This is a genomic window from uncultured Parasphingopyxis sp., assembly GCF_937129435.1.
GTDB lineage: Bacteria > Pseudomonadota > Alphaproteobacteria > Sphingomonadales > Sphingomonadaceae > Parasphingopyxis.
The window spans coordinates 19,114-42,568 of record NZ_CAKZNF010000089.1 but is presented as its reverse complement, the minus strand read 5'-3'; the positions used below and the strand labels follow the sequence as shown (position 1 = coordinate 42,568).

Below are 23,455 nucleotides of genomic sequence, written 5' to 3'. Positions count from 1 at the left end.
GCGAGCCGGCCGGTGGCGTTCGTAACCGGCGCCAGTCGCGGTATCGGCAAGGCGATTGCACTGGCCCTGGCGGCTGCGGGCCACGACGTTGTTATTTCGGCGCGGACCGTGACACCGGGCGAGCAGCGCGAAAACTCGCTGACCATCCATAAAAGCGATACCCGTCCGCTTCCCGGCAGCCTTCAGGAAACGGCGGAGGAGATCGAAACCAGGGGCGTCCAATGTCTGATGGTGCCCTTGGACTTGACGGATCGGGCGACGGTAGGGGCGGCGGCGCAGAAGATCCTAGATGAGTGGGGCGGCGTCGACGTCATCGTCCACAATGGGCGATTTCTCGGCCCCGGTCTGATGGATGTCTTCATGGACATCCCGGTCGACGCTTATGAGAAATTCTTTGAAGCGCATGCGATCGCGCCCATTGTCCTCACGCGCGCTCTTCTTCCCGGCATGATCGAGCGGGGCGGCGGCACCGTGATCACGATCACGTCGAGCTCGGCGTTCAACACGCCGCCCGCGCCGGCCGGACAAGGCGGGTGGGGCCTCGGTTATGCCGTCGGCAAGGCATCCGGACATCCGCTCGTCGGCACTTTGCACGCCGAATATTTCGCCAAGGGGCTTCGCGCCTTCAACGTTCAACCGGGATTCGTTGCGACCGAGCGCAATCACCTGGTCGCGGCAAGCCATGGCCACGAGATCAAGAATGGCGCACCGCCTTCGGCAATCGGCGCGGTCGTGAAGTGGCTCGTCACGACGCCCGAAGCCAAGGAACTTTCGGGCGAGATGATTGAAGCGCAGGAATTTGTGTTGGAACACAATCTGCACCCGGACTGGCACTAGGAAAGGACCTGCGCGATGGACTTCGGGATTGCGGGCAAGGTCGCGCTGTCGAGCGGCGGCAGCAAGGGCATGGGCAAGGCGGTCTCGATCGATCTGGCGCGGGAGGGATGCAAGGTTGTCGTCTGCGCGCGCGGTCAGGAAGCCGTCGACGAGACGGTAGCAGAAATCCGCGATGCCGGCGGCGAGGCGGTTCCCGCCTATGTCGACATGGCCAAGCGCGACGGGATTGCCGAGGCGGTGAGGATCGCCGAGGCCAGTTGGGGCTCGCCCGATATCGTCGTCGGCAACGTCTACGGCCCGCGCCACGGCCGGTTCGAGGAGACGAGCGACGAGGATTTCCAGGAAGCCTATGACCAGATGCTGATGAGCCAGGTCCATCTCCTGCGCGCCGTCACGCCGGCCATGAAGGAAAAGGGTTGGGGCCGCATCGTCCTGATCGGATCGATATCATCGAAACAGCCGCACAAGGAACTCCCGCTGGTCAGCGCCAACGTCACCCGGACTGCGGCGCTCGCGCTCAATCGCAGCGTTGCCAACGAGCTTGGTCAATACGGCATTACTGTAAACACGATCGGCACCGGCGGCTTCGCGACCGAACGCTATTTCGAATATATGCGCGGCCAGGCCGAGGCGATCGGCGTCGATTTCGACGAACATGAAGCGACGCGGCGCGACGGCTATCCCATCGGCCGGCTCGGCCGCCCCGACGAAATGTCCGCCGTCATCGTGTTTCTGTGTTCCGATCGCGCCAGCTACGTCACCGGGCAGTTCGTCATGGTGGACGGCGGTGCGGTGAACACGTTGATGTAGACTTTCGGCGCCGCAAATCGCGCCGCGGCGCCCCCTCTTCGGAGCGGGAGCGCATACGGTCGAAAGCGCCGTCACGCGCAGGATGGGAATCTAAAAGCTGGTGCCGCCATCGATGTTGATGAGGGCGCCCGTCATGAACGTCGCGGCTGGCGACAACAGGAACACGATCAGCTCGGCCGCCTCGTGCGGCAACCCGACGCGGCGCTGCGCGACATCGAGACCCCAATCTTCCACCATGAGTTGGTTCAAGGCCGCGTTCGGATCATCGTCCGGATAGCGTTTCGCGGCCGTGTCGCGTGCCTCCTCAAGCGCTTCGGTTGCGATGGCGCCCGGTGCGATGCAATTGGCACGAATTCCCCGATCGCCATGCGACAAAGCGATATTCTTGGTGAGGCTCGCGACAGCGGCCTTCATCGCGCCGTAATGCGGCAGAATGGGTTTGGGTGCGCGGATCGAATAGGCGGCCGTCGTGACTATCGTTCCCCCGCCATTCGCCTCCAGCAACGGAAGGGCGGCGCGCAGGGTGCGCATCGTCAGCATGAAGATCGTTTCGAACGATTCCTCCCAGTCGGCGTCTGCCAGTTCCATAATGCCGCCTCGCCTTGCGATGGGCCCGGCGGTCACGGCAAGGCCGTCGAGCCTGCCCAATCGGTCATGAGCGCGAGCGATCGCGGCCTCCACGCCGGATTCGTCGCCGCCTTCGCCGATGGCGTGTCCGCCGAGCAACGCGGCCCTTTGCATCGCGCGATCCTTATCCCTGCCGATAAGGGCAACCCGGGCACCCGCTTCGACGAGCAATTCTGCTGCGGCAAATCCCATGCCGTTGGTTCCGCCAACCAACGCGTAGCTTCTATCTGCAACGGAGTGCCGCTGCGTCATGTCGCATGCAGCGCTGCATAATCGGCCCGGACATGGCGCGAGCCGAGCATCGCGGCGCCGAAAGCGACAAGCGCGCAGCATACCGGCGCGAGCAGCGCGTAGCGAATGGCTTCGACGCCGAGAGAGGGGGTCAGCATGTCGTTGGTCGCCCCGATGATGAGCGGCGCGAAGCCCGATCCGACGACGCCGGAGGCAAGGCCCACAACGACGGAGGACATGGCGCGCATGCGGGGCTGCGCCAGCGTCTGGCACAACATGTAGCAGGTGGGGATGTGCGTCGTAAGTGTCAGCTGGAGAAGGAAGATCGCAAGAATCGCGACCTGCCAGTTGGGCGAGAAAACGAACAGAAGGCCGGGCAGAAACGAGAGTGCCGGGCCTGCGCCCGCAATCCACAGATAGCGCCGCAAATCGTGTTGGCCGATGCGATCCGCCAGCCACCCGCCGGTGATATTCCCGATCACCAGCGAGAGCGCGACGGCTCCGCCGAACCAGAGCCCGATCTGGTCGACCGGCATCTGATGCACTCTGATCAGGAAGGTGGGGCCCCAACCCAGAATGCCGTAACCGCAAAACCCTGCGAAACCGACGACGAGGAAAATGTACCGGTAGCTGCGAATTTTCCAGAGCGCGGCGACCGTCGCGAGAAATGGCGGCTGGTCGTCGATCTTGGCGAGATTTTCGGAAAGACCGCGCGGCGGCTCGCGCAATAGCAGCAGCATGATCACGGCGATCACGACTCCGGGGAACCCGACGATCAGGAAGCTCGTGCGCCAGTCGAAGGCCGACAGCAGCAAGCCGCCGAGCAACACGCCCATTCCGATGCCGATTGCCTGCGAGGCGGAAAGCAGGCCAATCGCCGTCGCCCGGCGTTTCACCGGAAAGAGGTCTGCGATCAGTGAATGGCTTGCCGGACTGGCGCCCGCTTCGGCGACCGCGACGCCCACACGCGTTGCCGCAAGCATGAGAAAGCTCGTTGCAAAACCGCCAAGGCTCGTCATTATGCTCCAGAAGGCGAGACAGGCGGCGATCAGGTTGCGGCGCGAATAGCGGTCCGAGATCCGCGCGAGCGGGATCGCGGCCGCAGCGTAGAAGCCAGAGAAGATGATCCCCGTCAGCGCGCCCATCGCCGTGTCCGAGGCCCCGAACTCGGCTTTGATCGGTTCGATGAGGATGGTGATGATTTGCCGGTCGATAAAGGCGATCAGCCCGATCAGGCACAGCAGGCCGAGGAAAAAATAGCGACGGCCCGAAGACCATTGGACCGCCGGCTCCGCCATCAGTCGCGCACCAGGATGAAGGCGCCGGCGAGCGGCCCGCCCGCGGTGGTCATCACGGCCACCTTCGGATCATTGGGTACCTGGCGCGCCCCGGCATCACCCCGTAATTGCGTCACCGCTTCGTGCACCTGCCCATAGGCATGCATCCGTCCGGCCGACATCGCCCCGCCATCGGTGTTGATTGGAAAGGCTCCGTCCAGCGCAATGTTATGGCCGCCATCGATAAAGTCCTTTGCGCCGTAGCGTTCGCACACGCCGAGATTTTCGAGCCAGTTGATCGTGTGAAAACTGAAGCCGTTATAGAGCTGCCCCATGTCGACATCGTCGATGGTGAGGTCGGTCCGGTTGAACATGTCCTCGGCGACCTTGGGCTGGCACTGGATATCGAAGGGTTCGAGCTGGACCCAGCTGTTGCGATACCGCATCGAACAGCCGACCGCCTCGATCCGGGTCACCGGGTGCGCCGTCTCCTTCGCCGCATCGACATGGCTCAGAATGATCGCGGTCGAGCCGTCGATATGGACATCGCAATCGAGCAATCGTGCGGGCGTACACAGCACGGGCGAGGCGAGGAAATCGTCGACAGTGATCGGATCGCGGAACACCGCATTGGGATTGAGTCCCGCATTTTTGCGTTGCGTGACCGCGATCCAGGCGCGCTGCTCGTCCGTCATGCCGGACCGATGGGCGTACAGATTGAACATCGGCGCCTGCTGAAACACCGGCGCATAGGCATGATAGGGCGCGAACCATTGAAAGGGGCCAAACACCCGGTCTCCGGGTTTGTTGAGTGCATTGACAAAACCCGTCTTGCGGGCGCTCGCCTCGTACATCGTCCGGAACAGCAGCACGTGCCGGCAATATCCCGCGGCGATGGCGCCGATGGCGTTGAACAGCGCGCCGAACTGGCCCGCCGTCTCGCTGGCGTTCGAATACCATCCCAGTTCGAGCCGCAGCGCATCCTGCAACGCGGGAATGCCCACATCCGACATGCCCGTGCCATCGCCGCGATCGCCGGGCCAGGTTGCCATGCCGTCGATGTCGTCGCGGCTGAGGCCTGCGTCTTCGATAGCGGCCAGCGCCGCGTCGATCGTCAGGCCGAGCGCCGATTTCGATGCGCCTCGGCTGATTTCCGACATGCCGATGCCTGTGATGGCGGTCTGCTTTTCCGGAAAACGGTTCATGTGGCATCTCCATCGGGCTCGAACAACGGGACCCAGCATCCGTCCTGCTCTTCGAAGAGGACCTTCACCGGCATGTCGAATTCGACCGCATCGGGATCGCAATTGACGACATTGCAAACGAGCCGGACCTCTTCCTGCTCGGCAAGCGTGACGATGCCGAGCACATAGCGTTCGGGAAGTTCGGGCATCCATTTCCGGTGGTTGATCGAGAAGCTGAGCAAGCGCCCTTTGCCGGAAACCGGTTGAAAGTGCGTGTCTCTGCTTTCGCATTGCGGGCAAAAGCCGGTCGGGGGATGGATGTAATAGGCGCACCGGTCGCACTGTTCTATCAGGAGCTGCCCGTCCTTGCCGCCCGTCCAAAAGGCTTCGGTGTCCTTCGTCAATGCGGGCAGGGGGCGGAGTGGAAATTCTGAAGTTTCGGTCATGATTTGCTCCCGTAGCGGCGCATTCCCCGTGGCAGCGCCAGGGCGACGAGCGTCGCAAGGATGCACAAGGCGATGATGTAAAGAATGGCGGTATCGAAGGCGGCCGGCGTCGGATAGCGTTCGCCAGTCTCGGGCGACGTCACCTGGTCGCTGGCCAGCAGCACGGCGACGATCTGCGCGCCGATCCCGAGAAAGGCCTGGCGTACCACCGTCATTACGCCTGTGGTTTCACTCGTCCGTTCGGGTGGCGCCGCATAGGCAAGGATCGTCGGACCGACGGCGAAGAACATCGTGGTGCCGAACGAAATCACGCAAAGCGCGACGATCACCTGCACGATGGTATCGTGGAAGAAGAAGGCGAGCGTCCATCCCGCCACCGTCAGCAATCCGCCGACGATCATCGCCATGCGCCCGCCGCCCCGATAGGTGATCCACCCCGATAACGGCCCGGCGAAAAGCGATCCGATGTTCGAAGGAAGTTTGGCAAGTCCCGCCACCGTTGCCGTCGCTCCGAGGCCCACCAAAGTCCATCGCGGCGCCTGCAGCATGATCGAGAAAACGAGCGTGATCTGCAGCGTGCTCATCGCGGTCAGGCCGGTAATGATGTTGGCGATCGAGATATTGCGATCCCTGAACAGCCGGATGTCGATCAGTGGATCGTCACTCGTCAGGCTGCGGCGGAGCCACCAGGTGAGGAGCGCCAGGGCGAGCAGCAGCGCGCCGATATTGGCCGGTTCGAACCAGCCGGTCTTCGGTCCGTTGCTGATATAGAAGAGCAGCGCGAGAATTCCCGGCGCGAACAGAATGCCGCTGAGCCAGTCGATCTTGCCGACGGGGAGCCTCGGCGATCGCGGCAGCAGCGCGTAGATGAGCACGAAGCTGGTCGCGCAAAACAGGGCGCTGGCGAAGAACACACCGTGCCAGCTGCTGTTGTCGACGATCCATCCGCCGAGGACAAGGCCGAGCGCGGTGCCCGCCGACGCACCCGAAATCATCAGGCCTATGCCCATTGAGACCTTCTCCGGCGGCAGGTTCTCGCGCACGAGCCCGATGCAGAGCGGGAGGATGGCTCCGGTCAATCCCTGAATGAGGCGGCCGGCCAGCAGAATCTCGTAATTCGGCGCTACGGCACTGATCAGCGATCCGGCCGCGCCGACGGCCAGCAGGATGAGCAGGACCTGCCTTCGACCCAGAATATCGCCCAGCCGCCCGGCCACCGCCGCCACGGCCGCGCCAATGAGCAGGTAGCCCGAAATCAGCCAACCGATCAGGACAGGATCGCCGAAATCCGCGAGCAGCGATCGCGACGCAGCCAGGATCATCGCTGTTTCGAACGAGCCGGTGATTTCCGCCATCCACAGCGCGCCGACCACCGCCCATAAGGAGGCGCGGGCCGGGACCGCATCGGCTGCGGAATGTGCCACGGTTCAGTCGTTCTCCGAGAGTGCGGCTTTGACCGACGGTGGAACGCCCTCCTGCGATGCACGAACTTCGATCAGATCGACGCTTACATCCTCCGGCATCGACAGCAGCGCAATCAAGGCCTCCGCCATGCTCTGCGGACTGGCGGATGCGCCGGACATTGCGGCGTGGCCGGTGCGCATGATGGTTTCGTAGAATTGCTGCGTTGCCACCGGATCCCAGTTCTCGCTGCCCGATCCGCCGGCGACCGAACCCGAGCGCAAGATCGATACGCGAATGGAATCCTTGCGTAGTTCGTCGCGAAGCCCGTTCGAAAACGTCTCCACCGCCGCCTTCGTTGCTGCATAGAGCGACAGCATGGGGAAGGGCATGTTGACGGATTCGCTGCTGATAGAGACGATCTGTCCTTTGGTCTCGCGAAGATGAGGCACCGCCGCGCGAACCAGCCAGATGACGCCGCGCAGGTTGATATCGATATGTGAATTGATCAATTCGTCGGTGCCTGATTCGATCGCGAAAGGATGGAAAATAGCTGCATTATTGACGAGGGCGTCGATGCGGTCGAACCGTTGCACCGCAGTCGCGATTGCCCCGTCCACCTGCGCACTGTCGCTGACGTCACATTCGATCGCCGCGACCTTGTCTCTGTGATCCTCGCCCACGGCCGTCAGCCGTTCCGATGGCCTGGCCAGGCAGGCGACCCTGGCACCCCGCGCAACAAGCGCATCAACGAACACACGGCCCATGCCTTTCGAGCCGCCCGTAACGATGATGACCTTTTCGGTCAGATCCAACATGCCACTTCATCCTCTCGTCCAGTTTCCATCCCTACGGTCCAGCCTCATAAGCCGATTTCGCGTCGGCAGGCTCGACCGAAGACGTCGTCAGCCCTGATCTGACGCGGGCTTGGCGACGGAATTGCGCTCCAGCGAAAGCACTTATTCAACCTAGTTATATATCAAGGCCGGTAAGGGAAAGCTTTGTTTGACAGATCGCCATGCATTTTCCTCTTCCTGACGACGCTGCGAAACGTCAGCGTCTTGTACTCGAGCCCTTGGTACAGTCGCGGCTAGCTCATAAGCGATGAACGACATGCGGCAAGCGATCATGGGGTCGGGCCATCCGCAAACATTGTGTTGACGATGGTTCGCGGGTCATGGCAATTGCCGGTCGGCTTGCGACCGAACTGTACGGCCGGTTGCGGGAATTTGGATCGATGTCCGGCCAAGTCATTGATTCGCGGGTATAGCTCAATGGTAGAGCACTAGCCTTCCAAGCTTGTGATGCGGGTTCGATTCCCGCTACCCGCTCCAGCCCTCGGCCACGTGCTCGCGCGAATTAACCGTCTCCGTTCGTACAGTCTTTACCATTTGGGCCTACCGCTTCGCGGGTGAACGCGCATGCCGAAATTGCCGCCGCCGATGCGGCGAAAGACGCCGATCCGCGGCCGAAATCCGCGGTCTCGACGGGCGTCGGGCTCGCCGGGCTCGTTGGGCTGTTCGTCGCAATCTATGTCGGGCGCTGGTTCGGGCTGAACGGGCCGGTATCGGCCATGGTCGCCGTCGTCGCCTGCGGGCTGCCGATGGTCTTCTGGACGTTGTTCATCGACAAGGCCTGGAAGAATCCGTCGACCGGGCTCGATTGGTCGCGACCCGCGCGACCGCATGACGAAACGCGCGAAATCAGCGTGGCCAAGCTCGCCGGGCTCTGGGCGACCTGGGCGATCATTGCCGTCATCTACTGCATCTGCCGCTGGTATTGGGACGGGCAATATCTGTTCGCGATGCGGATGCTCGCCTGGGCGGCGCCGATCATGTTTCTGGCTTCGGTGCCCTATATCTTCTGGATCGACCGCCGGCTCGTCGAGCCGAAGGACGGCGCGTACATGTTCGGCAAATGGCTGATGGGCGATGGCGAAGAGGTCGACCGCGACAGGATGATCGGCCATTTCCGCAACTGGGCCGTGAAGGGCTTTTTCACCGCCTTCATGATCTCGATCGTGCCCGGCAACTGGTTCGCGGTGCTCGCCTGGCCGACCGACGAGATCGTCACCCATCCGGCCGCCGCCGTCCTGTTCCTCATCGCTCTTCTATTTCTGATCGACGTTGCCTTCGCCACGGTCGGCTATGTGCTGACGATGCGGCCGCTCGACGCGCATATCCGCTCGGCCAATCCTTATGCACAGGGCTGGGTGGCGGCGCTGATCTGCTACCCGCCCTTCATCCTGATGGCGCCGGGCGGGCCGCTCGATTATCAGGCCGATGACGGGGCATGGGGCTACTGGATCGGCGAAAGCCATCCCTGGATGATCCTCGCCTGGGGTGCGATCCTGGTGTTCCTGACCGCAGTCTACAGCTGGGCGACGGTCGCCTTCGGCATCCGCTTTTCCAACCTCACCAATCGCGGCATCATCACGCACGGGCCCTACGCCTTCACCCGGCATCCGGCCTATCTGGCGAAGAACACCTTCTGGTGGCTCGCCGCGCTGCCCTTCCTGCCGATGAACGGGAGCCTGGTCGACATGGTCCGCAACACGGTGCTGCTCGCCTGTGTCAGCGGCGTCTATTACTGGCGCGCCAAGACCGAGGAAAAGCACCTGATGGCCGACCCCGCCTATGTCGCCTATTGGGAATGGATGCAGCGCAATGGCCCCGTGCCACGGCTGTTCGCCAAGCTGTCGGGCCGCGCGAACCGTCCGATGACGCCGACGGCGGTGGCGGCGGAATAGCGGGAAACGGGTCCACCAAGACCGTTAGCCCTGAGCTTGTCGAAGGGCGTTTCGCGATTTCGAAAGGCGGGCTTCGAAAGGCTCAGCCCTAACGGGCCCTTTTGCCGGGGCAGCGCTAGAAGCTCTCTTCCTCATAGACATGGGACACGTCGCCGTCCCATGCGCCGTGATAGCGTTCCAGCAGGCGTTCGGCGGGGGTCTTGCCGCTGGCGACGATCTCGCGCAGCGGGTCGAGGAAGCCGCTTTCATTGTCGCCGCTGCCGTTGAGCTTGGCGCGGGCCGACAGGCCGGCCGTTGCGATGTCGAGGATTTCCGGGGCCAGTTCGCCGAGCTTGCGGCCATTGGGGAGCGGGGCGTCGAGACCCATTTTGGGCACGCTGTCGCGCAGGATTTCGCGGCCCTCGATATTCCAGTCCTTCACCACGTCCCAGGCGGCGTCGAGCGCGGTCTGGTCGTAAAGCAGACCGACCCAGAGCGCCGGGAGGGCGCAGATCCGGTTCCACGGGCCGCCATCGCTGCCGCGCATTTCGAGGAAGCTCTTCAGGCGGACCTCGGGGAAAATCGTCGAAAGATGGTCGTTCCAGTCGTCGATCGTCGGCTTCTCGCCGGGCAGGATCGAAAGTTCGCCGTTCAGAAAGTCGCGGAAATCGAGGCCCGAGGCGTCGAGATATTTGCCGTCGCGATAGACGAAATACATCGGCACCTCGAGCGCATAATCGGCATAGCGCTCGTAACCGAACCCGTCCTCGAACACGAAGGGCAGCATCCCCGTGCGATCGGGATCGGTGTCGGACCAGATATGGCTGCGGTAGGAGAGGAAGCCGTTGGGCTTGCTCTCTGTGAAGGGCGAGTTGGCGAACAGCGCGGTGCCGAGCGGCTGCAGCGCGAGCGCGACGCGGAATTTCTGCGCCATGTCCGCTTCGCTCGAATAATCGAGATTGGTCTGGATGGTGCAGGTCCGCAGCATCATGTCGAGCCCGAGATTGCCCTTTTTGGGCATGTAATCGAGCATGATGCCGTAGCGGCCCTTGGGCATGATCGGCAGGTCGGAGCGTTTCTTGTCCGGCCACATGCCGAGGCCGAGAAAACCGAGATCGAGCTTTTCGCCGACCTTCTTCACCTGCTCGAGATGCCGGGCAGCTTCCGAACAGGTGTCGTGGATATTGTCGAGCGGGGCGCCGGAGAGTTCGAGCTGTCCTGCCGGCTCGAGGCTCACCGTACCGTCCGGGCCGGACAGCGCGATGACGTTGCCATTCTCCTCGACCGGCGACCAGCCGAATTGCGTGAGTTCGTCGAGCAGGTCGCGAATACCGTCGGGGTCGCCATAGGCGGGCGCGGAATGATCGTCGCAGCGATAGACGAACTTTTCGTGCTCGGTGCCGATCCTCCACGTCTCGCGCGGCTTTTCGCCCTTGGCGAACACTTCGAGCAGCTGCGCCCGATCCTCGATGACCGGCGAGGGCGCCGACGATGCCGTCTTCGTGCTCATGGCCGGGCGTCTAGGTCGGCTGAGGCGCACAGGCCAGCAATTTTTCTTATATCATGCCCAAGCGCGAGCGCTTTGCCTCATTGGATTCGGGCGCGGAAGGAAAGCGAGAAGGAGGGTGTTGTCGGCCCGGTCTTTCCCGTCATCGTGCCCTTGGGGTTGATGCAGATATGGCGGACATTCGGATCGTATCCGGCGGCGGGCGTGTAGCTGCATGCGGCGAAGCTTGCGGGCGGCGTCGCGGCGCTCGAATAGCGCAGATCGGTCGCCAATGAGAAGGTGAGGCCCGATCCGCTGTTGGCGAAAATCACCGGAGCCGTTCCGGGGGCGCCGCCATTCGCATCGCCGTTGAAGAAGGTGACGTCGGCGGGCAGGCTGTCGACGACGAACAGGCTGTTCGCCGTCACCGTGCCGGACGCGGTGTTCGACACGTTGATCGTGTAGAGCACGTCGTTGCCGGGAATGTGGAATTCCTCGCTCGCACCGCTGTCATAGACGATCGAGGTCTTGGTGACATCGATATCGGCAAGCGGGTTGCAGAAGGTGATATCGTGGATGCCGATGCCCTGTTGACCCGGGAAAGCGGGGCCGCTGGCGTCCGGCCCATAGACGACGGTGATCGTGTCCACGGGCGAGAGGAAGGTCACGATGACGTTGCCGTCCTGCACCGTGTTGCCGGCGGCGGCCGTTCCGATAGCGACATTGCCCGCGACCGCGTTCGCGACATTGTTGGTCAGGATCGGGACGACGGGATTGCCCTGATAGCTGCCGGTGACGACGAGCCTATCCTTGAATTGCGCTCCTCCATCGTCGATGTCGGAGACGATGAAGCGCGCGCCTGCGGCGCCATATTGCAGCGATATCGTCGTCGTCGCCTGATCGGCCTGGGTCCCGGCGTCGATGAGATAGTGTAGTGCGTCCTGCCCGGGATAAAGGCCGGCATTGTAGTAGCTCGCCTCGGCCGGGGTCTGTCCGCCGAAATTTCCGTCGTTGAGCCAAATTCCCGGCGGCGCGCTGATGGCGAAGCCGATCGTGCCGACATTCGCCAGCGTATAGCTGTTGTTCAGCGACCCCTCCGCCCATGTCACGCTGTCCCAATCGAACAGGACATTGCCGGCGGGACAGGTAAAGGCTGGCGGCGTACCGGGGGTGGGCGTTCCGGAGACGGTGAAACTCGCCTCCGCATCGTCATCTTCGGTCGTCGATCCGTTGCCGGGCGTCGAATCCGGGTCTGTCCGGTTCGAGGACTGCACTTCCGCGCTGTTGATCACCGTTGCGCCGGCGCTTGCGCTGACCGTTGCGGTGATCGTCAGCGTACGGGTCTGATTCGGCGCGATCGACGGCACCGTCCATAGGCCTGTTATGCTCGAATAGCTGCCATATCCGGAAGCCGAAACGAAGGTCACGCCGAAGGGAAGGGCGTCGCGCACGGTCACATTGGTCGCCGTCTGGTTCGACGCGGCGGCGTTGTTGAGCGTCAAGGTGTAGGTGATCGTCGATCCGGCTGCCGGCGATGCGTTGCTGACGCTTTTGGCAAGCGAGAGATCGGCATAGTTGGCTGGCAGCGCGGTCAGGTAGAGATCGGCGCGCTGGAAGGTACCGTTGTCGGCGCTGGGATAGATGTCGCAGATTTCGAGCCGCCACGTACCCTGTGCATTCTGCCCGTCAAAGGCGGAAAGTGCGGCATTGGGCGTGAAGGTGTTCTGATAGGGCGGTGCCGTCGTCGTGTGGTTCACCGTATTGCCGTCGGTATTGACGAGGCCCGTTCCCTCATCGCTCAGCCGGACATTGAAATTGTCGCCGGATACATCGTTCGAATTGCCATTGACGATCTGCACGCGCGTCCCGGCGGGCGATTGCAGCGTGAGCCGGATATCGCCGCGCCAGCTATGCGTGGCGAGCAGCCCGAGATCGACATCGGCAACGATAAAGCTTGTCCCGACAGTGAAGTTCCGGACCAGCGGCGAGGAGCATGTGGTGGAGCCGTTGATCGTCCCCGTCGTCGTGTTCGAATAGGTGGTGACAGTCTGGGCGATCGCGGATCCGGCGGACAGTGCAAGGCCGGCCGCAAGCAGCGCGCGAAACAGCCCCATGGCCGTCGCGGCCCCCCGGCCGCCCCGATGTCGAATTACCCCACCCATAGCCTCGGAGACTAGGGCAGGCGGCTGAACATTTGGTAAATTTCAGGTTGAGATCGGGCAGTGGCGGATCGGGAGGCGTAGTCCGAACTAATACTGCGAGAACAGTCTCTTAGTCGTTCCAATCGCCCCGGCCGGCCATCCAGAGGCTTATCGCGGCAACGGCCGCCGTATCGGCACGGAGGATGCGGGGGCCGAGCGATACCGGGACCGCTGCGCGATGGCCGGCAATCGCCGCCATCTCCGCCTCGGTGAAACCGCCCTCCGGCCCGATGAGAATTCCCGCCGGCCCGTCATGCTGGACAAGCGCCTTGCGGAAGGATTGCCCGCCGCGTTCCGCCGCGTGAAACAGGATCCGCCGGTCCGGCCAGTTGTTCAGCAGCATCTCGAGCGAAACCGGATCGGCAAGCTCCGGCAGTGCCGTACGCTCGCATTGTTCGGCCGCCTCGACGATATGCGCGTGCAGCCGGTCGGTCTTGACCTTCTTCACGATCGTGCGTTCGGTGATGACGGGCAAGATCCGCCGCACGCCCAGTTCGCACGCCTTTTCGGCGATCCAGTCGATCCGGCCTTTCTTGATCGGCGCGAAGCAAAGCCAGAGATCGGGCACGTCCTCGCGCTCGCGCAGCCTGGCCTCGACGCTCAGCACCGCGTCGCGCTTGCCGATATGGACGAGTTCGGCGAGCCACTCGCCGGTGCGGTCGTCGAACAGCTTGACCTGAGCGCCAGCCTTCAGCCGCAGCACCCGGACGAGATAATTGGCCTGTGCCGCATCGATCGCGATATCGTCGCCTTCGGCGAGTTCGGTGTCGATGAACAGGCGCGGCAAGCTCTCGGGCGGCCAGGCGGGCGTGGCGGGCATTTCGGCTCCTGATGACAACGGGGTGACCGGGCTATTCCGATTGTGTGACAGTTTTTTGAAATGAGCTGCGGGACGAATAGCGAAGACCGAACGGAAAATTGCGGCCCCACCCTTTTTCCGTTTGGGCTGAGTCTGTCGAAGCCTTGTCCTTCTTCCAAGAGAAATCAGCCCTTCGACAAGCTCAGGGCAAGCGGTAAAGCGGACACCGATGAACGAAAATGCGCTTCCCGATACCGAACGGCACTGGCTGATCCGCGCGCTGCCCGAGCCCGCACGGCCCTTTGCCTTGCTTGCGCGGTTCGACCGGCCGATCGGCTGGTGGCTGCTCTTCTGGCCCTGCGCCTGGGGCGTGGCATTGGCGGGAGGTGTGGAGAGCCGCTGGGATTTGCTTCTCTGGCTGCTTCTCGGCGCGATCGCGATGCGCGGCGCGGGGTGCACCTATAACGACATCGTCGACCGCGATCTGGATCGGAAGGTGGCGCGGACGCGGTCCCGTCCATTGGCGAGCGGGCGGACGAGCCTCGGCGCGGCCTGGGCGTGGCTGGTGCTGCTCTGCCTGATCGGATTGGCTGTGCTGCTGCAATTGCGGATCGAGGCGCAGCTGGTCGCACTGGCGAGCATCGCGCTCGTCGCCGCCTATCCCTTCATGAAGCGGATTACCTGGTGGCCGCAGGCCTGGCTCGGGCTCGTCTTCAGCTGGGGAGCGCTTGTCGGCTGGACGGCGATCACGGGCCAGTGGCACGCGCCGGCGATGCTGTGGCTCTATGGCGGCTCGGTCTTCTGGGTGATCGGTTACGACACGATCTACGCGCTGCAGGATATCGAGGACGATGCGTTGGCGGGCGTGAAGAGTTCGGCGCGGCGGCTCGGGTCGTTCGCACGCGGCGGCGTGGCGCTGTGCTACGCGCTGGCGCTCGCCGGATGGGCGCAGGCGCTCTGGACGGTGCGCCCGCAATGGCTGGCGCTGGCGGCGCTGATCCCGGTGGCGCTGCACCTCGCCTGGCAGGTTGCGATGCTCAAGCCCGACAGCGGCAAAGATGCGCTGAGGAAATTCCGATCGAACCGGGAGGCCGGGCTGCTGATGGCGCTGGCGGCCTTTGTGGTCGGCGCGACCGCATGAGACGTGACATCGGCGCTTTGCGTCCCTAACTCGCCCTCATGCTGACACGTGACCAAGCCGCGGCCCAGGTGGCCGATCTCGTCGAGCGCGCCAAAAAGGCGGGCGCCGATGCCGCCGATGCGATCTATTCGGGCGGGATATCGACCGAAGTTTCCATCCGCCTCGGCGAACTGGAAGATGTCGAACGCTCCGAGGGCGAGGAGATCGGACTGCGCTATTTCCTCGGCCAGCGGTCGGCGACCGTGTCGTCTTCAGATCTCACCGATGACGCGATGGCCGTACTCGTCGAGCGTGCCGCCGCGATGGCGCGCGAAACACCGGAAGACAAATATGCGGGGCTCGCGCCCGAAGACCGGTTGATGAACGGCGCGCATCCCGAACTCGATATCGACGATGGCGGCATCGGCGATCCCGAGGCGTTGCGCGAGCGCGCGTTGGCCGCCGAGGACGCGGCGCGCGCCGTGGAGGGCGTGACGAACAGCGAGGGCGGCGGCGCATCGGCCGGCCGTTCGATCATGGCGCTGGCGACGAGCCATGGCTTTTGCGGCGTTTACAGCGGCACCAGCCATGGTTGCTCGGCCAGCGTGATCGCCGGTGGCGCGGGCGGAATGGAGCGCGACTATGCCTATCGCACCGCGCGGCACCTCGAGGATCTCGACAGCGCCGAGGCCATCGGCCGCCGCGCGGGCGAACGCGCCGTGCGCCGTCTCAACCCGGCGAAGGTGCCGAGTGGCGCAATGCCCGTCGTCTACGACCCGCGCGTGTCGGGCGGGCTGCTCGGCCATCTGATCGGTGCGATCACCGGCTCCTCCATCACGCGCGGCACGAGCTTCCTTCGCGATAGCCTGAACGAGCGCGTCTTCGCCGAGGGAATCGCGATCTGCGACGATCCGCTGCGGAAGCGCGGCCTGCGCTCGCGGCCGTTCGATGCCGAAGGGCTTCCCGTTGGCCCGACGCGGATTGTCGAGGACGGTGTATTGACGACCTGGCTGCTCGACAGCGCCTCGGCGCGGCAGCTCGAGCTGGAACCGACCGGCCATGCGCGGCGCGGCGTCGGCGGTTCGCCAGGCGCGGGCTCGTCAAATCTCTATCTGGAGGCGGGGAGCGTTTCGCGCGCCGACCTGATCGGCGATATCGACAAGGGCATCCTCGTGACCGATCTGTTCGGCCAGGGCGTCAACGCGATCACCGGCGACTATAGCCGGGGCGCATCGGGCTTCCTGATCGAGAAAGGCGAGATCGGGGCGCCGGTGTCCGAGATCACCATCGCCGGAAATCTCAAGGACATGTATCTCGCGCTCACGCCGGCCAGCGATCTCGAATTCATTCGCGGCGTCAATGCGCCGACGGTGCGGATAGACGGGATGACGGTGGCCGGTGCCTGACGCGACGCTCTCCCGGCTCGCCGAAATTGCCGGCGAGGCGGGGCGGATCGCGCACAACAGCTGGCGCGGAGAATTTAACGTCTGGGAAAAATCGCCGGGCCACAAGGTCTGCGATGTCGACATCGCGGTGAACGATTTTCTGCGGGAGGCGCTGACGGCGCTCGATCCGGATGCAGGCTTTCTCTCAGAGGAATCAGTCGACGATGCGAGCCGCCTCGATTCGCCGCGCGTATGGATCGTCGATCCGATCGACGGCACGCGCGACTTCATTCGCGGCCGCGAGGGCTGGTGCATTTCGGTGGCCCTCGTCGAGGAAGGACAGCCCCTCATCGGCGTGCTCGACGCGCCGGCACGCGGCGAAGTCTGGACGGCCCAGGCTGGCAAGGGTGCGCGGCGCAATGGCGATCCGTTGGCGGTCAGCGGCCGGACCGAGCTTCCCGGCGCCCGCGTGCCGATGACGACGCTTCCGCGCGGCAGCGAATTCGTCGGCGTGCACCAACCCAATTCAATCGCGCTGCGTATCGGCATGGTCGGGTCGGCCGAGGCCGATCTGCTGGCGACGCTGCGCTGGGGGCATGAATGGGATGTGGCAGCCTCGGCGCTGATCGCGCGTGAAGCGGGCGCCACCGTCACCGATGCCTTCGGCGAGCCGTTGACGTTCAACACGCATCGGGCGGAAGCGTTCGGCGTCGTCGCCGCGACGCCCGGTATTCATGCGGCTGCAATTGAAAGACTCGCAGAGCGGGCGAAGAAGGCGGTGGTCCGCTAGAGCCCCAGGCGCGGCATCTCGATCTTCGGACAGCGGTCCATCACCACTTTCAATCCGGCGGCCTCGGCGCGTTTCGCGGCGTCTTCGTTGATCACGCCCAGCTGCATCCAAACCGCCCTTGCACCCGCCGCGATTGCCTGATCGACGGCCTCTCCGGCCGCCTCGCTGTTGCGGAAGATATCGACCACGTCGATCGGCTCTCCGATCTCGGAAAGCTCGCGCCAGACGAATTCGCCATGGATATGTTCGCCGGTGATCGTCGGATTGACGGGAAAGACGCGATAGCCCTTCTCCTGCAGGAACTTCATCACGCCATAGCTGGCCCGCGACGGATTGTCGGAAGCACCGATCATCGCGATGGTTTTCGTTTCGCGGAGCAGCTCGGCAATCTGGTCGTCATTCTCGATCGGCATGGAAGTTCTCCTCTGCATGGCCAACGCGTCCGGAGGCCGTTCGATCCTTGGCAAATAGCGATATTCAGATGCTATGGCTTATGGTGATGAAACGGTTTTTCCTGCTGACCATGCCGCGGACCGGCTCGACGATGATGGCCGAGCGGCTGGACAGCCATCCCGATATCACCTGCTATCTCGGCCTGTTCGACCGGAACGAGTTTACCGGGCGACATCACCCGACGACGGCGGCGCTGCGTTCGCGCCTCGACGATCGCTGGGAGGACAGGGAGGTCCGGCAGCGGGAGCATGAGCGCTTTCTGGACGAGGTGTCGGAGAAGACGCCGGAATGCGCTGCGATGGGATTCAAATTCCATCTCAGCGGCCCTAGGCATGTGGCGATGTGGATCGTGAGCACCCCCGGCCACAAACTCGTCCATCTGACGCGCCCGAACCGGCTGGCGACATGGTCGTCGATCGAAATGGTGCGGCAGCATGGGCGCAACAATGCGACCTTTGGCGATGCTGGCGAACGACCGACAATCGCTTTCGACGTGGAATCGTTCGAGGCGCATGTGAAATCCCGCGATATCGCCGACAATCGCTGCCGAGCCTTGGTCCGGGCCAATGACGGGCTGGAAATCAGCTATGCCGAGGCGCGGGGGGGCGAGGGTATGCAGCGCGTTTATCGCTTTCTGGATGTTGGCTGCTCACTGGGTGGATCGCCGAACGTTCGCAAGGTAAATGCGGAGAACATACTCGATCGGTTCAGCAACCCCGATGCCGTCATCGCATGGATTGAGCGGGAAGGTCGGACGGAGTGGCTCCTGCCCGAAATCTAGGACGCCATTGCGAGGAGCCGAAGGCGACGAAGCAATCCAGAGCTACAAAAGCTGCGCTACGTGGTTCTGGATTGCTTCGCTGCGCTCGCAATGACGAATGGCGACGATGAATATGCTATCGCGAACCCCATTCAACCCTTTGGCGGGTCGAGCCAGTCTGCCAGTTTGCCCGCGACACCGTTGAACGCGTCCGCACCGGGCCCGCCGGTCGCCGCCGGCGGCAGTCCTTCGTCGGACGAGGTCCGGATGCCGATGTCGAGCGGGATGCGGCCGAGGAAATCATAGCCCATTTCCTTTGCCGCCGCTTCGGCGCCGCCGGTGCCGAAGGGGTCGGACACGGCGCCGCATTCGGGGCATTTATAGCCGGCCATATTTTCGACCAGTCCGATGATCGGCACGTCCGCTTCCTCGAAGAAATGGATCGCGCGGCGCGCATCGATGAGCGCCAGGTCCTGCGGCGTCGACACGATGACGGCGCCAGTCGGCTTGTATTTCTGCACCATAGTCAGTTGCACATCGCCGGTACCCGGCGGCAGATCGAGGACGAATGTGTCGGTTTCGCCCCAATCGGCATCGATCATCTGGCCCATGGCATTGGCCGCCATCGGCCCGCGCCAGGCGATCGCCTGGCCGGGCTTTACGAGTTGCCCCATGCTGAGCATCGACACGCCATATTGCGTACGGACCGGAATCATCTGCCGATCCTCGTTCGCCGTCGGCTTGCTGTCCTCGGCATCGAGCAGGCGGGGCAGGGAGGGGCCGTAGATATCGGCGTCGATGATCCCGACATTCATTCCGCGCCGTGCGAGCGCGATGGCGAGGTTCGCCGACAGCGTCGACTTGCCGACGCCGCCCTTGCCCGATCCGACGGCGATCAGGCGGCGGCCCTTGCGGGTGCTCGTCATGCCGATGCGGACGTCGTCCACACCCTCGATCGCGCCGAGGGCGCGTTTGATATCGACCTCGATCAGCTCGCGGCGGACTTCGGGAATGCCGGTGACGTCGAGGATCACCGTCGCGGCGCCGTCGGCGAATTTGGGCGCGGACGATCGGCCGGAATCGATCAGGCCCTTGCCGGATTGCGGGTCGATGACGGCGTTCAGAGCCTTGGCGAGTTGTTCGTTGGTATCGGTCATGCGGGTGAAATAGGGATGCAATCGGTCAAATGGCACTGTTTTTCCGGGAAAGGTTTCCTATAAAGGCTGGCATGAGCGTATTTTCGGGCATCGGCGCCAGGCTCGGCGCCCTTTTCAACGTAGGTGGCAAGGGACCATGGGGCGGTCGCGGTAGCGGCGGCTCCGGCTCGGGCGGCGGTTCCGGCAATGGAGGCGGCGATGGCGGTGGGCCGAAAAACCCGTGGTCGCAGCCGCCGCGCAGGCGCCCGGGCGGCGGCGGCAACAACCGTCCGACCGCGCTCGACGATCTGCTCAACCGCGGCAAGTCCCGCTGGGGCGGCGGTGGCGGCGGTCGTCCCGACCTGCCGCAATTCGGGGGCCGGCCGATCTGGTTCTGGGCGATCATCGTCGCTATCCTGCTCTGGCTGTTCTTCACCTCTTTCCATCTGATCGGGCCGCAGGAGCGCGGCGTGCTGACCCGCTTCGGCAGCTATCAGGGCACCTATCAGCCCGGTGCCAAATTCTCCTTCCCCTGGCCGATCGATCGCGTGCAGGTCGTCGATGTCGAGAATATCCGCACGATCGATATCGGCGGAACCGGCGAGGATTCCGAAAATCGCGTGCTGACCGGCGACCAGAACATCGTCGATCTCGCCTATCAGGTGCGTTGGAATATCAAGGAACCGCAAAACTATCTCTTCCAGATCTCCGATCCCGAAACGACGATCCGCGAAGTCGCCGAGAGCGCGATGCGTGCCGCTGTCGCTCGCGTGACCCTCGACGAAGCCATCGGTTCGGGCCGTAGCGAGATCGAACAGCGCGTGCAGCTGCTGATGCAGGAGCTGCTCGACGGCTATGGTGCCGGCGTTCTGGTCCAGGGCGTCGCGATCGAGGAGGCCGACCCGCCAGCCGCCGTCGAAGAGGCGTTCCGCGAAGTCTCCGCCGCGCAGCAGACGGCGCAGACCTATCTCAACGATGCGCGCGCCTATGCGCAGCAGCTGACCGCCCGGGCGCAGGGTGAGGCAGCCGCCTTCACGCGCGTTTACGAGGAATACCGGCTTGCGCCCGAAGTGACGCGCCGCCGCATGTATTACGAGACGATGGAGCGCATCCTCGCCGAAACCGATATCACGATCGTCGAGGCCGATGGTGGGGTTACGCCCTATCTGCCGCTGCCCGAAATCCAGCGCCGGTCGCGTCGTAGTCAGCCCACGCCGGCCGAGGGAGAAACGCCATGAGCATCGCCGGGCGCGTGGCGCGCAACCCCATCGGGTACGGTATTTTGGCCGTCGTCCTGCTGTTTCTCGTCTTCAGCTCGGTCTCGGTCGTGAAGGAGACCGACCAGGCGGTCGTCGTCCGCTTTGGCGATCCGCAGCGGATCATCAACCGCTATGAGCCCGGCGAAGGTTTCGGTAACACGGCGGGGCTGATGTTCCACTGGCCGTTCGTCGACCGGGTCGTGTGGATCGACCGGCGAATCCAGAATGTCGAGATGGAGCGCCAGCAGGTGCTCTCGACCGACCAGCTCCGGCTGCAGGTCGATGCTTTTGCGCGTTATCGTATCGTCGATCCGCTGCAGATGTATATCTCGGCCGGGACCGAGGAGCGGGTCAGCGAGGCGCTGCGTCCGATCCTCGCCTCTTCGCTCCGCAACGAGCTCGGCAGGCGGCCTTTCGCGGCGCTGCTGAGCCCCGAACGCGGCGAGGTGATGGACAACATCCAGCAGAGCCTCAATCTCGCGGCGCGCCAATATGGCGCCGAGATTGTGGACGTTCGGATCAAGCGCGCCGACCTGCCCGAAGGCCAGCCGCTCGAATCGGCCTATGAACGGATGCGCTCGGCGCGGCGGCAGGAAGCGCTGACCATTCGTGCCCAGGGTGCCAAGCAGGCACAGATCATCCGCGCCGAGGCCGATGCCGAAGCGGCGGCGACCTATGCCGAAGCCTTCGGTGCCGATCCCGACTTCTACGATTTCTATCGCGCGATGGAGTCGTATCGAACGACATTCGGCATCGATCGCGACGATCCGAACCAGGGTGAAGCATCGATCGTGATGTCGCCGCAGAACGAATATCTGCGGCAATTCCGTGGACAGCGGTGAATTATCGACGAACGGCATGGCTGGGGCTCACGTTCAATTGGCGTTAAGCCGTAAATGCCCAGCAAGCCGACAAATGTCGTAGACACGAAAAAAACCAAAGGAGACTGGTGGCAGTGCGTTACTCCTATGCAATTACGGGCATTCTTCTCGCCGGCGGCGCGGCCGCGACGCTGGCCGTCCAGCAACCGGTTGGCGCGCAGACGCCGCAAAACGCCCCCGCGGCCATGCCGCGCACGAGCACGCCCGGCAGCTTCGCCGACCTGACCGAGCGCCTCGCGCCTGCCGTCGTCAACATCTCGACGACGCAGACGATCGAGATCAACCGCGGCGCCAATCCGTTCCAGGGCAGCCCGTTCGAGGACATGTTCCGGCGCTTCGGCCAGCGCGGCGGCGGCAGCAACGAACCGATCACGCGCGAAGCCACTTCGCTCGGCTCTGGCTTTATCATTTCCGATGATGGCTTCATTGTCACCAACAACCACGTCATTTCCTCGCGCGGCCCCAATGGAGGGCCGGGTCCCGATCCCGTCGATTCGATCACGGTGACACTGTCCGACCGGACCGAATATGAAGCGCGCATTGTCGGTCGCGATCCGGCATCCGACCTCGCCGTACTCAAGATCGACGGCGACGACCTCCCCCATGTCCAGTTCGGCGATTCCGATTCGCTGCGCGTCGGCGACTGGGTGATCGCGATCGGCAACCCGTTCGGGCTTGGCGGCACGGTGACGGCGGGTATCGTTTCGGCGCTGCAGCGCTCGATCGGGCAGCTCGGCGCCTATGACCGCTATATTCAGACCGACGCCTCGATCAACCAGGGCAATTCCGGCGGTCCGATGTTCGATCTGCAGGGCAATGTGGTCGGCATCAACTCGTCGATCTTCTCGCCAACCGGCGGCAATGTCGGCATCGGTTTCGCGATTCCCGCTTCGGAGGCCGAGCCGATCATCCGCACGCTGATGCGCGGTGAGCGGGTGCGCCGCGGCTATCTCGGTGTCTCGATCCAGCCGCTTGGCGACGATGAAGCCGATGCGCTCGGCCTGCCGCACAATCGCGGCGAGATCGTCGCGCGTGTCGAGCCCGGCGAAGCCGCCGCCGAGGCGGGCATCCGCCAGGGCGACGTCATCGTTGCAGTGAATGGCCGCGATGTCACGCCGGACCAGACCCTGTCCTATATCGTTGCCAACCTGCCCGTCGGCGACCGCGTGCCGATCACGCTGATTCGCGACGGCCGCCGCATCGAAGTCACTGCCGTCATGGGCGAGCGCCCGACCGAGCAGGAACTTGCGCAGCGTATCCAGCAAGGTGCGGAGCAGCAGGAGGACGAGCTGCGCGATCCCGAAAAGGACGAGCCGACCAATGAGATGGAAGCGAACACGCTCGAATCCATCGGCCTCGGCCTGCAGACGCTGACGCCGCAGATTGCCCGCCAGCTCGGCATTGGCAGCGGCGTTCGCGGGCTGGTTGTCAACCAGGTCGATCCGTCGAGCGATGCCGCGCAGAAGGGCTTCCGTCGCGGCGACATCATCCTTTCGATCAACCGCACCGCCGTCGAACAGCCGTCCGACGCGGTTCGCGTGATTGACGAGGCGCGCCGTGCGGGCCGTCCGACCGTGCTCGTCCTGCGGCAACGCGGCAACGCGGCACCGGGCTTTATCGGCGTCGAAATCGAATAACGAAGAG

21 protein-coding genes and 1 tRNA gene are annotated in these 23,455 nt (G+C 63.8%); 11 read left to right on the top strand and 11 right to left on the bottom strand.

Annotated features, from left to right (window positions below; translation table 11 throughout):
* Window positions 1-12 precede the first annotated feature (12 nt).
* Together Q0139_RS14105 and Q0139_RS14100 are read left to right on the top strand one after the other, a co-directional pair.
* Window positions 13-837, top strand: a complete 825-nt coding sequence (locus Q0139_RS14105) for an SDR family NAD(P)-dependent oxidoreductase (protein ID WP_298023392.1) — start codon at window positions 13-15, stop codon at window positions 835-837.
* A 15-nt stretch (window positions 838-852) separates the two neighbouring features.
* Window positions 853-1,647 (top strand): SDR family oxidoreductase, encoded by a 795-nt coding sequence (locus tag Q0139_RS14100; protein WP_298023389.1) that lies wholly within the window; start codon window positions 853-855, stop codon window positions 1,645-1,647.
* 90 nt (window positions 1,648-1,737) lie between these two features.
* Here Q0139_RS14100 and Q0139_RS14095 read toward each other — a convergent pair whose 3' ends face one another.
* Genes Q0139_RS14095 through Q0139_RS14070 form a run of 6 tightly spaced genes read right to left on the bottom strand, consistent with a single transcriptional unit; the run spans window position 1,738 to window position 7,631 of the window.
* Window positions 1,738-2,526 (bottom strand): SDR family oxidoreductase, encoded by a 789-nt coding sequence (locus Q0139_RS14095; protein ID WP_298023386.1) that lies wholly within the window; start codon window positions 2,524-2,526, stop codon window positions 1,738-1,740.
* Window positions 2,523-3,803 carry an MFS transporter gene (locus tag Q0139_RS14090; RefSeq protein WP_298023383.1) on the bottom strand — a complete coding sequence of 427 codons (1,281 nt, stop codon included), beginning with the start codon at window positions 3,801-3,803 and terminating at the stop codon, window positions 2,523-2,525. Before Q0139_RS14090 ends, Q0139_RS14095 begins: the two co-directional genes overlap by 4 nt.
* Window positions 3,803-4,987: a thiolase family protein gene (locus Q0139_RS14085; protein ID WP_298023380.1), complete on the bottom strand. Its 1,185-nt coding sequence runs from the start codon at window positions 4,985-4,987 to the stop codon at window positions 3,803-3,805. The genes Q0139_RS14090 and Q0139_RS14085 overlap by 1 nt, the downstream gene beginning before the upstream one ends.
* Entirely contained in the window at window positions 4,984-5,412 is a 429-nt protein-coding gene (locus tag Q0139_RS14080; protein ID WP_298023377.1) for an OB-fold domain-containing protein, read from the bottom strand. The genes Q0139_RS14085 and Q0139_RS14080 overlap by 4 nt, the downstream gene beginning before the upstream one ends.
* A complete protein-coding gene (locus Q0139_RS14075) occupies window positions 5,409-6,836 on the bottom strand; it encodes an MFS transporter (RefSeq protein WP_298023374.1) in 1,428 nt (475 codons plus the stop codon). Before Q0139_RS14075 ends, Q0139_RS14080 begins: the two co-directional genes overlap by 4 nt.
* Window positions 6,837-6,839: 3 nt before the next feature.
* On the bottom strand, window positions 6,840-7,631 hold the full coding sequence (locus Q0139_RS14070) for an SDR family oxidoreductase (RefSeq protein ID WP_298023371.1): 792 nt from the start codon (window positions 7,629-7,631) through the stop codon (window positions 6,840-6,842).
* Window positions 7,632-8,073: 442 nt separating this feature from the next.
* Between Q0139_RS14070 and Q0139_RS14065 the strand changes: the two genes are divergently transcribed.
* Both Q0139_RS14065 and Q0139_RS14060 read left to right on the top strand, forming a co-directional pair.
* Window positions 8,074-8,147, top strand: a tRNA-Gly gene (locus tag Q0139_RS14065).
* A gap of 77 nt (window positions 8,148-8,224) precedes the next feature.
* The gene (locus tag Q0139_RS14060) at window positions 8,225-9,562 is read left to right on the top strand and encodes an isoprenylcysteine carboxylmethyltransferase family protein (protein WP_298023368.1); all 1,338 of its coding nucleotides are present in this window, start codon (window positions 8,225-8,227) and stop codon (window positions 9,560-9,562) included.
* Window positions 9,563-9,677: 115 nt separating this feature from the next.
* Here Q0139_RS14060 and Q0139_RS14055 read toward each other — a convergent pair whose 3' ends face one another.
* The 3 genes from Q0139_RS14055 to Q0139_RS14045 all read right to left on the bottom strand — a co-directional run bounded on the left by Q0139_RS14055 (window position 9,678) and on the right by Q0139_RS14045 (window position 14,048).
* The gene (locus tag Q0139_RS14055; protein WP_298023365.1) at window positions 9,678-11,051 is read right to left on the bottom strand and encodes a glutamate--cysteine ligase; all 1,374 of its coding nucleotides are present in this window, start codon (window positions 11,049-11,051) and stop codon (window positions 9,678-9,680) included.
* A 77-nt stretch (window positions 11,052-11,128) separates the two neighbouring features.
* Window positions 11,129-13,141: a proprotein convertase P-domain-containing protein gene (locus Q0139_RS14050; protein WP_298023362.1), complete on the bottom strand. Its 2,013-nt coding sequence runs from the start codon at window positions 13,139-13,141 to the stop codon at window positions 11,129-11,131.
* 157 nt (window positions 13,142-13,298) lie between these two features.
* On the bottom strand, window positions 13,299-14,048 hold the full coding sequence (locus tag Q0139_RS14045) for a 16S rRNA (uracil(1498)-N(3))-methyltransferase (RefSeq protein ID WP_298023359.1): 750 nt from the start codon (window positions 14,046-14,048) through the stop codon (window positions 13,299-13,301).
* A 208-nt stretch (window positions 14,049-14,256) separates the two neighbouring features.
* On the opposite strand from Q0139_RS14045, the gene ubiA reads away from it, so the two are divergent.
* From ubiA to Q0139_RS14030, 3 genes are read left to right on the top strand one after another with little or no spacing between them, the layout of a single operon-like run.
* Entirely contained in the window at window positions 14,257-15,168 is a 912-nt protein-coding gene (gene ubiA / locus Q0139_RS14040) for a 4-hydroxybenzoate octaprenyltransferase (RefSeq protein WP_298023356.1), read from the top strand.
* A gap of 38 nt (window positions 15,169-15,206) precedes the next feature.
* Window positions 15,207-16,553 carry a metallopeptidase TldD-related protein gene (locus Q0139_RS14035; RefSeq protein WP_298023353.1) on the top strand — a complete coding sequence of 449 codons (1,347 nt, stop codon included), beginning with the start codon at window positions 15,207-15,209 and terminating at the stop codon, window positions 16,551-16,553.
* On the top strand, window positions 16,546-17,322 hold the full coding sequence (locus tag Q0139_RS14030; protein WP_298023350.1) for a 3'(2'),5'-bisphosphate nucleotidase CysQ: 777 nt from the start codon (window positions 16,546-16,548) through the stop codon (window positions 17,320-17,322). The genes Q0139_RS14035 and Q0139_RS14030 overlap by 8 nt, the downstream gene beginning before the upstream one ends.
* Here Q0139_RS14030 and Q0139_RS14025 read toward each other — a convergent pair.
* A complete protein-coding gene (locus Q0139_RS14025) occupies window positions 17,319-17,735 on the bottom strand; it encodes a CoA-binding protein (protein WP_298023348.1) in 417 nt (138 codons plus the stop codon). The two genes, Q0139_RS14030 and Q0139_RS14025, sit on opposite strands and share 4 nt — an antisense overlap.
* An 86-nt stretch (window positions 17,736-17,821) precedes the next feature.
* Here Q0139_RS14025 and Q0139_RS14020 point away from each other — a divergent pair, with 86 nt between their 5' ends.
* On the top strand, window positions 17,822-18,556 hold the full coding sequence (locus Q0139_RS14020; protein WP_298023345.1) for a sulfotransferase: 735 nt from the start codon (window positions 17,822-17,824) through the stop codon (window positions 18,554-18,556).
* A 131-nt stretch (window positions 18,557-18,687) separates the two neighbouring features.
* Here Q0139_RS14020 and Q0139_RS14015 read toward each other — a convergent pair whose 3' ends face one another.
* Window positions 18,688-19,692: an Mrp/NBP35 family ATP-binding protein gene (locus tag Q0139_RS14015; protein WP_298023342.1), complete on the bottom strand. Its 1,005-nt coding sequence runs from the start codon at window positions 19,690-19,692 to the stop codon at window positions 18,688-18,690.
* 71 nt (window positions 19,693-19,763) lie between these two features.
* Between Q0139_RS14015 and hflK the strand changes: the two genes are divergently transcribed.
* The 3 genes from hflK (at window position 19,764) to Q0139_RS14000 (ending at window position 23,448) form a co-directional block, all read left to right on the top strand.
* Window positions 19,764-20,909: an FtsH protease activity modulator HflK gene (hflK, locus tag Q0139_RS14010; RefSeq protein ID WP_298023339.1), complete on the top strand. Its 1,146-nt coding sequence runs from the start codon at window positions 19,764-19,766 to the stop codon at window positions 20,907-20,909.
* Window positions 20,906-21,772 (top strand): protease modulator HflC, encoded by an 867-nt coding sequence (gene hflC / locus Q0139_RS14005; RefSeq protein ID WP_298023336.1) that lies wholly within the window; start codon window positions 20,906-20,908, stop codon window positions 21,770-21,772. Before hflK ends, hflC begins: the two co-directional genes overlap by 4 nt.
* A 113-nt stretch (window positions 21,773-21,885) precedes the next feature.
* Window positions 21,886-23,448 (top strand): Do family serine endopeptidase, encoded by a 1,563-nt coding sequence (locus Q0139_RS14000; protein ID WP_298023627.1) that lies wholly within the window; start codon window positions 21,886-21,888, stop codon window positions 23,446-23,448.
* The last annotated feature ends 7 nt before the right edge of the window (window positions 23,449-23,455 follow it).

Coding starts and splice junctions, on each gene's coding strand:
- Q0139_RS14100 (WP_298023389.1), top strand. CDS start 853: ATGGACTTCGGGATTGCGGGCAAGGTCGCGCTGTCGAGCGGCGGCAGC.
- Q0139_RS14095 (WP_298023386.1), bottom strand. CDS start 2,526: ATGACGCAGCGGCACTCCGTTGCAGATAGAAGCTACGCGTTGGTTGGC.
- Q0139_RS14090 (WP_298023383.1), bottom strand. CDS start 3,803: ATGGCGGAGCCGGCGGTCCAATGGTCTTCGGGCCGTCGCTATTTTTTC.
- Q0139_RS14085 (WP_298023380.1), bottom strand. CDS start 4,987: ATGAACCGTTTTCCGGAAAAGCAGACCGCCATCACAGGCATCGGCATG.
- Q0139_RS14080 (WP_298023377.1), bottom strand. CDS start 5,412: ATGACCGAAACTTCAGAATTTCCACTCCGCCCCCTGCCCGCATTGACG.
- Q0139_RS14070 (WP_298023371.1), bottom strand. CDS start 7,631: ATGTTGGATCTGACCGAAAAGGTCATCATCGTTACGGGCGGCTCGAAA.
- Q0139_RS14055 (WP_298023365.1), bottom strand. CDS start 11,051: ATGAGCACGAAGACGGCATCGTCGGCGCCCTCGCCGGTCATCGAGGAT.
- Q0139_RS14050 (WP_298023362.1), bottom strand. CDS start 13,141: ATGGGGCTGTTTCGCGCGCTGCTTGCGGCCGGCCTTGCACTGTCCGCC.
- Q0139_RS14045 (WP_298023359.1), bottom strand. CDS start 14,048: ATGCCCGCCACGCCCGCCTGGCCGCCCGAGAGCTTGCCGCGCCTGTTC.
- ubiA (WP_298023356.1), top strand. CDS start 14,257: ATGAACGAAAATGCGCTTCCCGATACCGAACGGCACTGGCTGATCCGC.
- Q0139_RS14035 (WP_298023353.1), top strand. CDS start 15,207: ATGCTGACACGTGACCAAGCCGCGGCCCAGGTGGCCGATCTCGTCGAG.
- Q0139_RS14025 (WP_298023348.1), bottom strand. CDS start 17,735: ATGCCGATCGAGAATGACGACCAGATTGCCGAGCTGCTCCGCGAAACG.
- Q0139_RS14020 (WP_298023345.1), top strand. CDS start 17,822: ATGAAACGGTTTTTCCTGCTGACCATGCCGCGGACCGGCTCGACGATG.
- Q0139_RS14015 (WP_298023342.1), bottom strand. CDS start 19,692: ATGACCGATACCAACGAACAACTCGCCAAGGCTCTGAACGCCGTCATC.
- hflK (WP_298023339.1), top strand. CDS start 19,764: ATGAGCGTATTTTCGGGCATCGGCGCCAGGCTCGGCGCCCTTTTCAAC.
- hflC (WP_298023336.1), top strand. CDS start 20,906: ATGAGCATCGCCGGGCGCGTGGCGCGCAACCCCATCGGGTACGGTATT.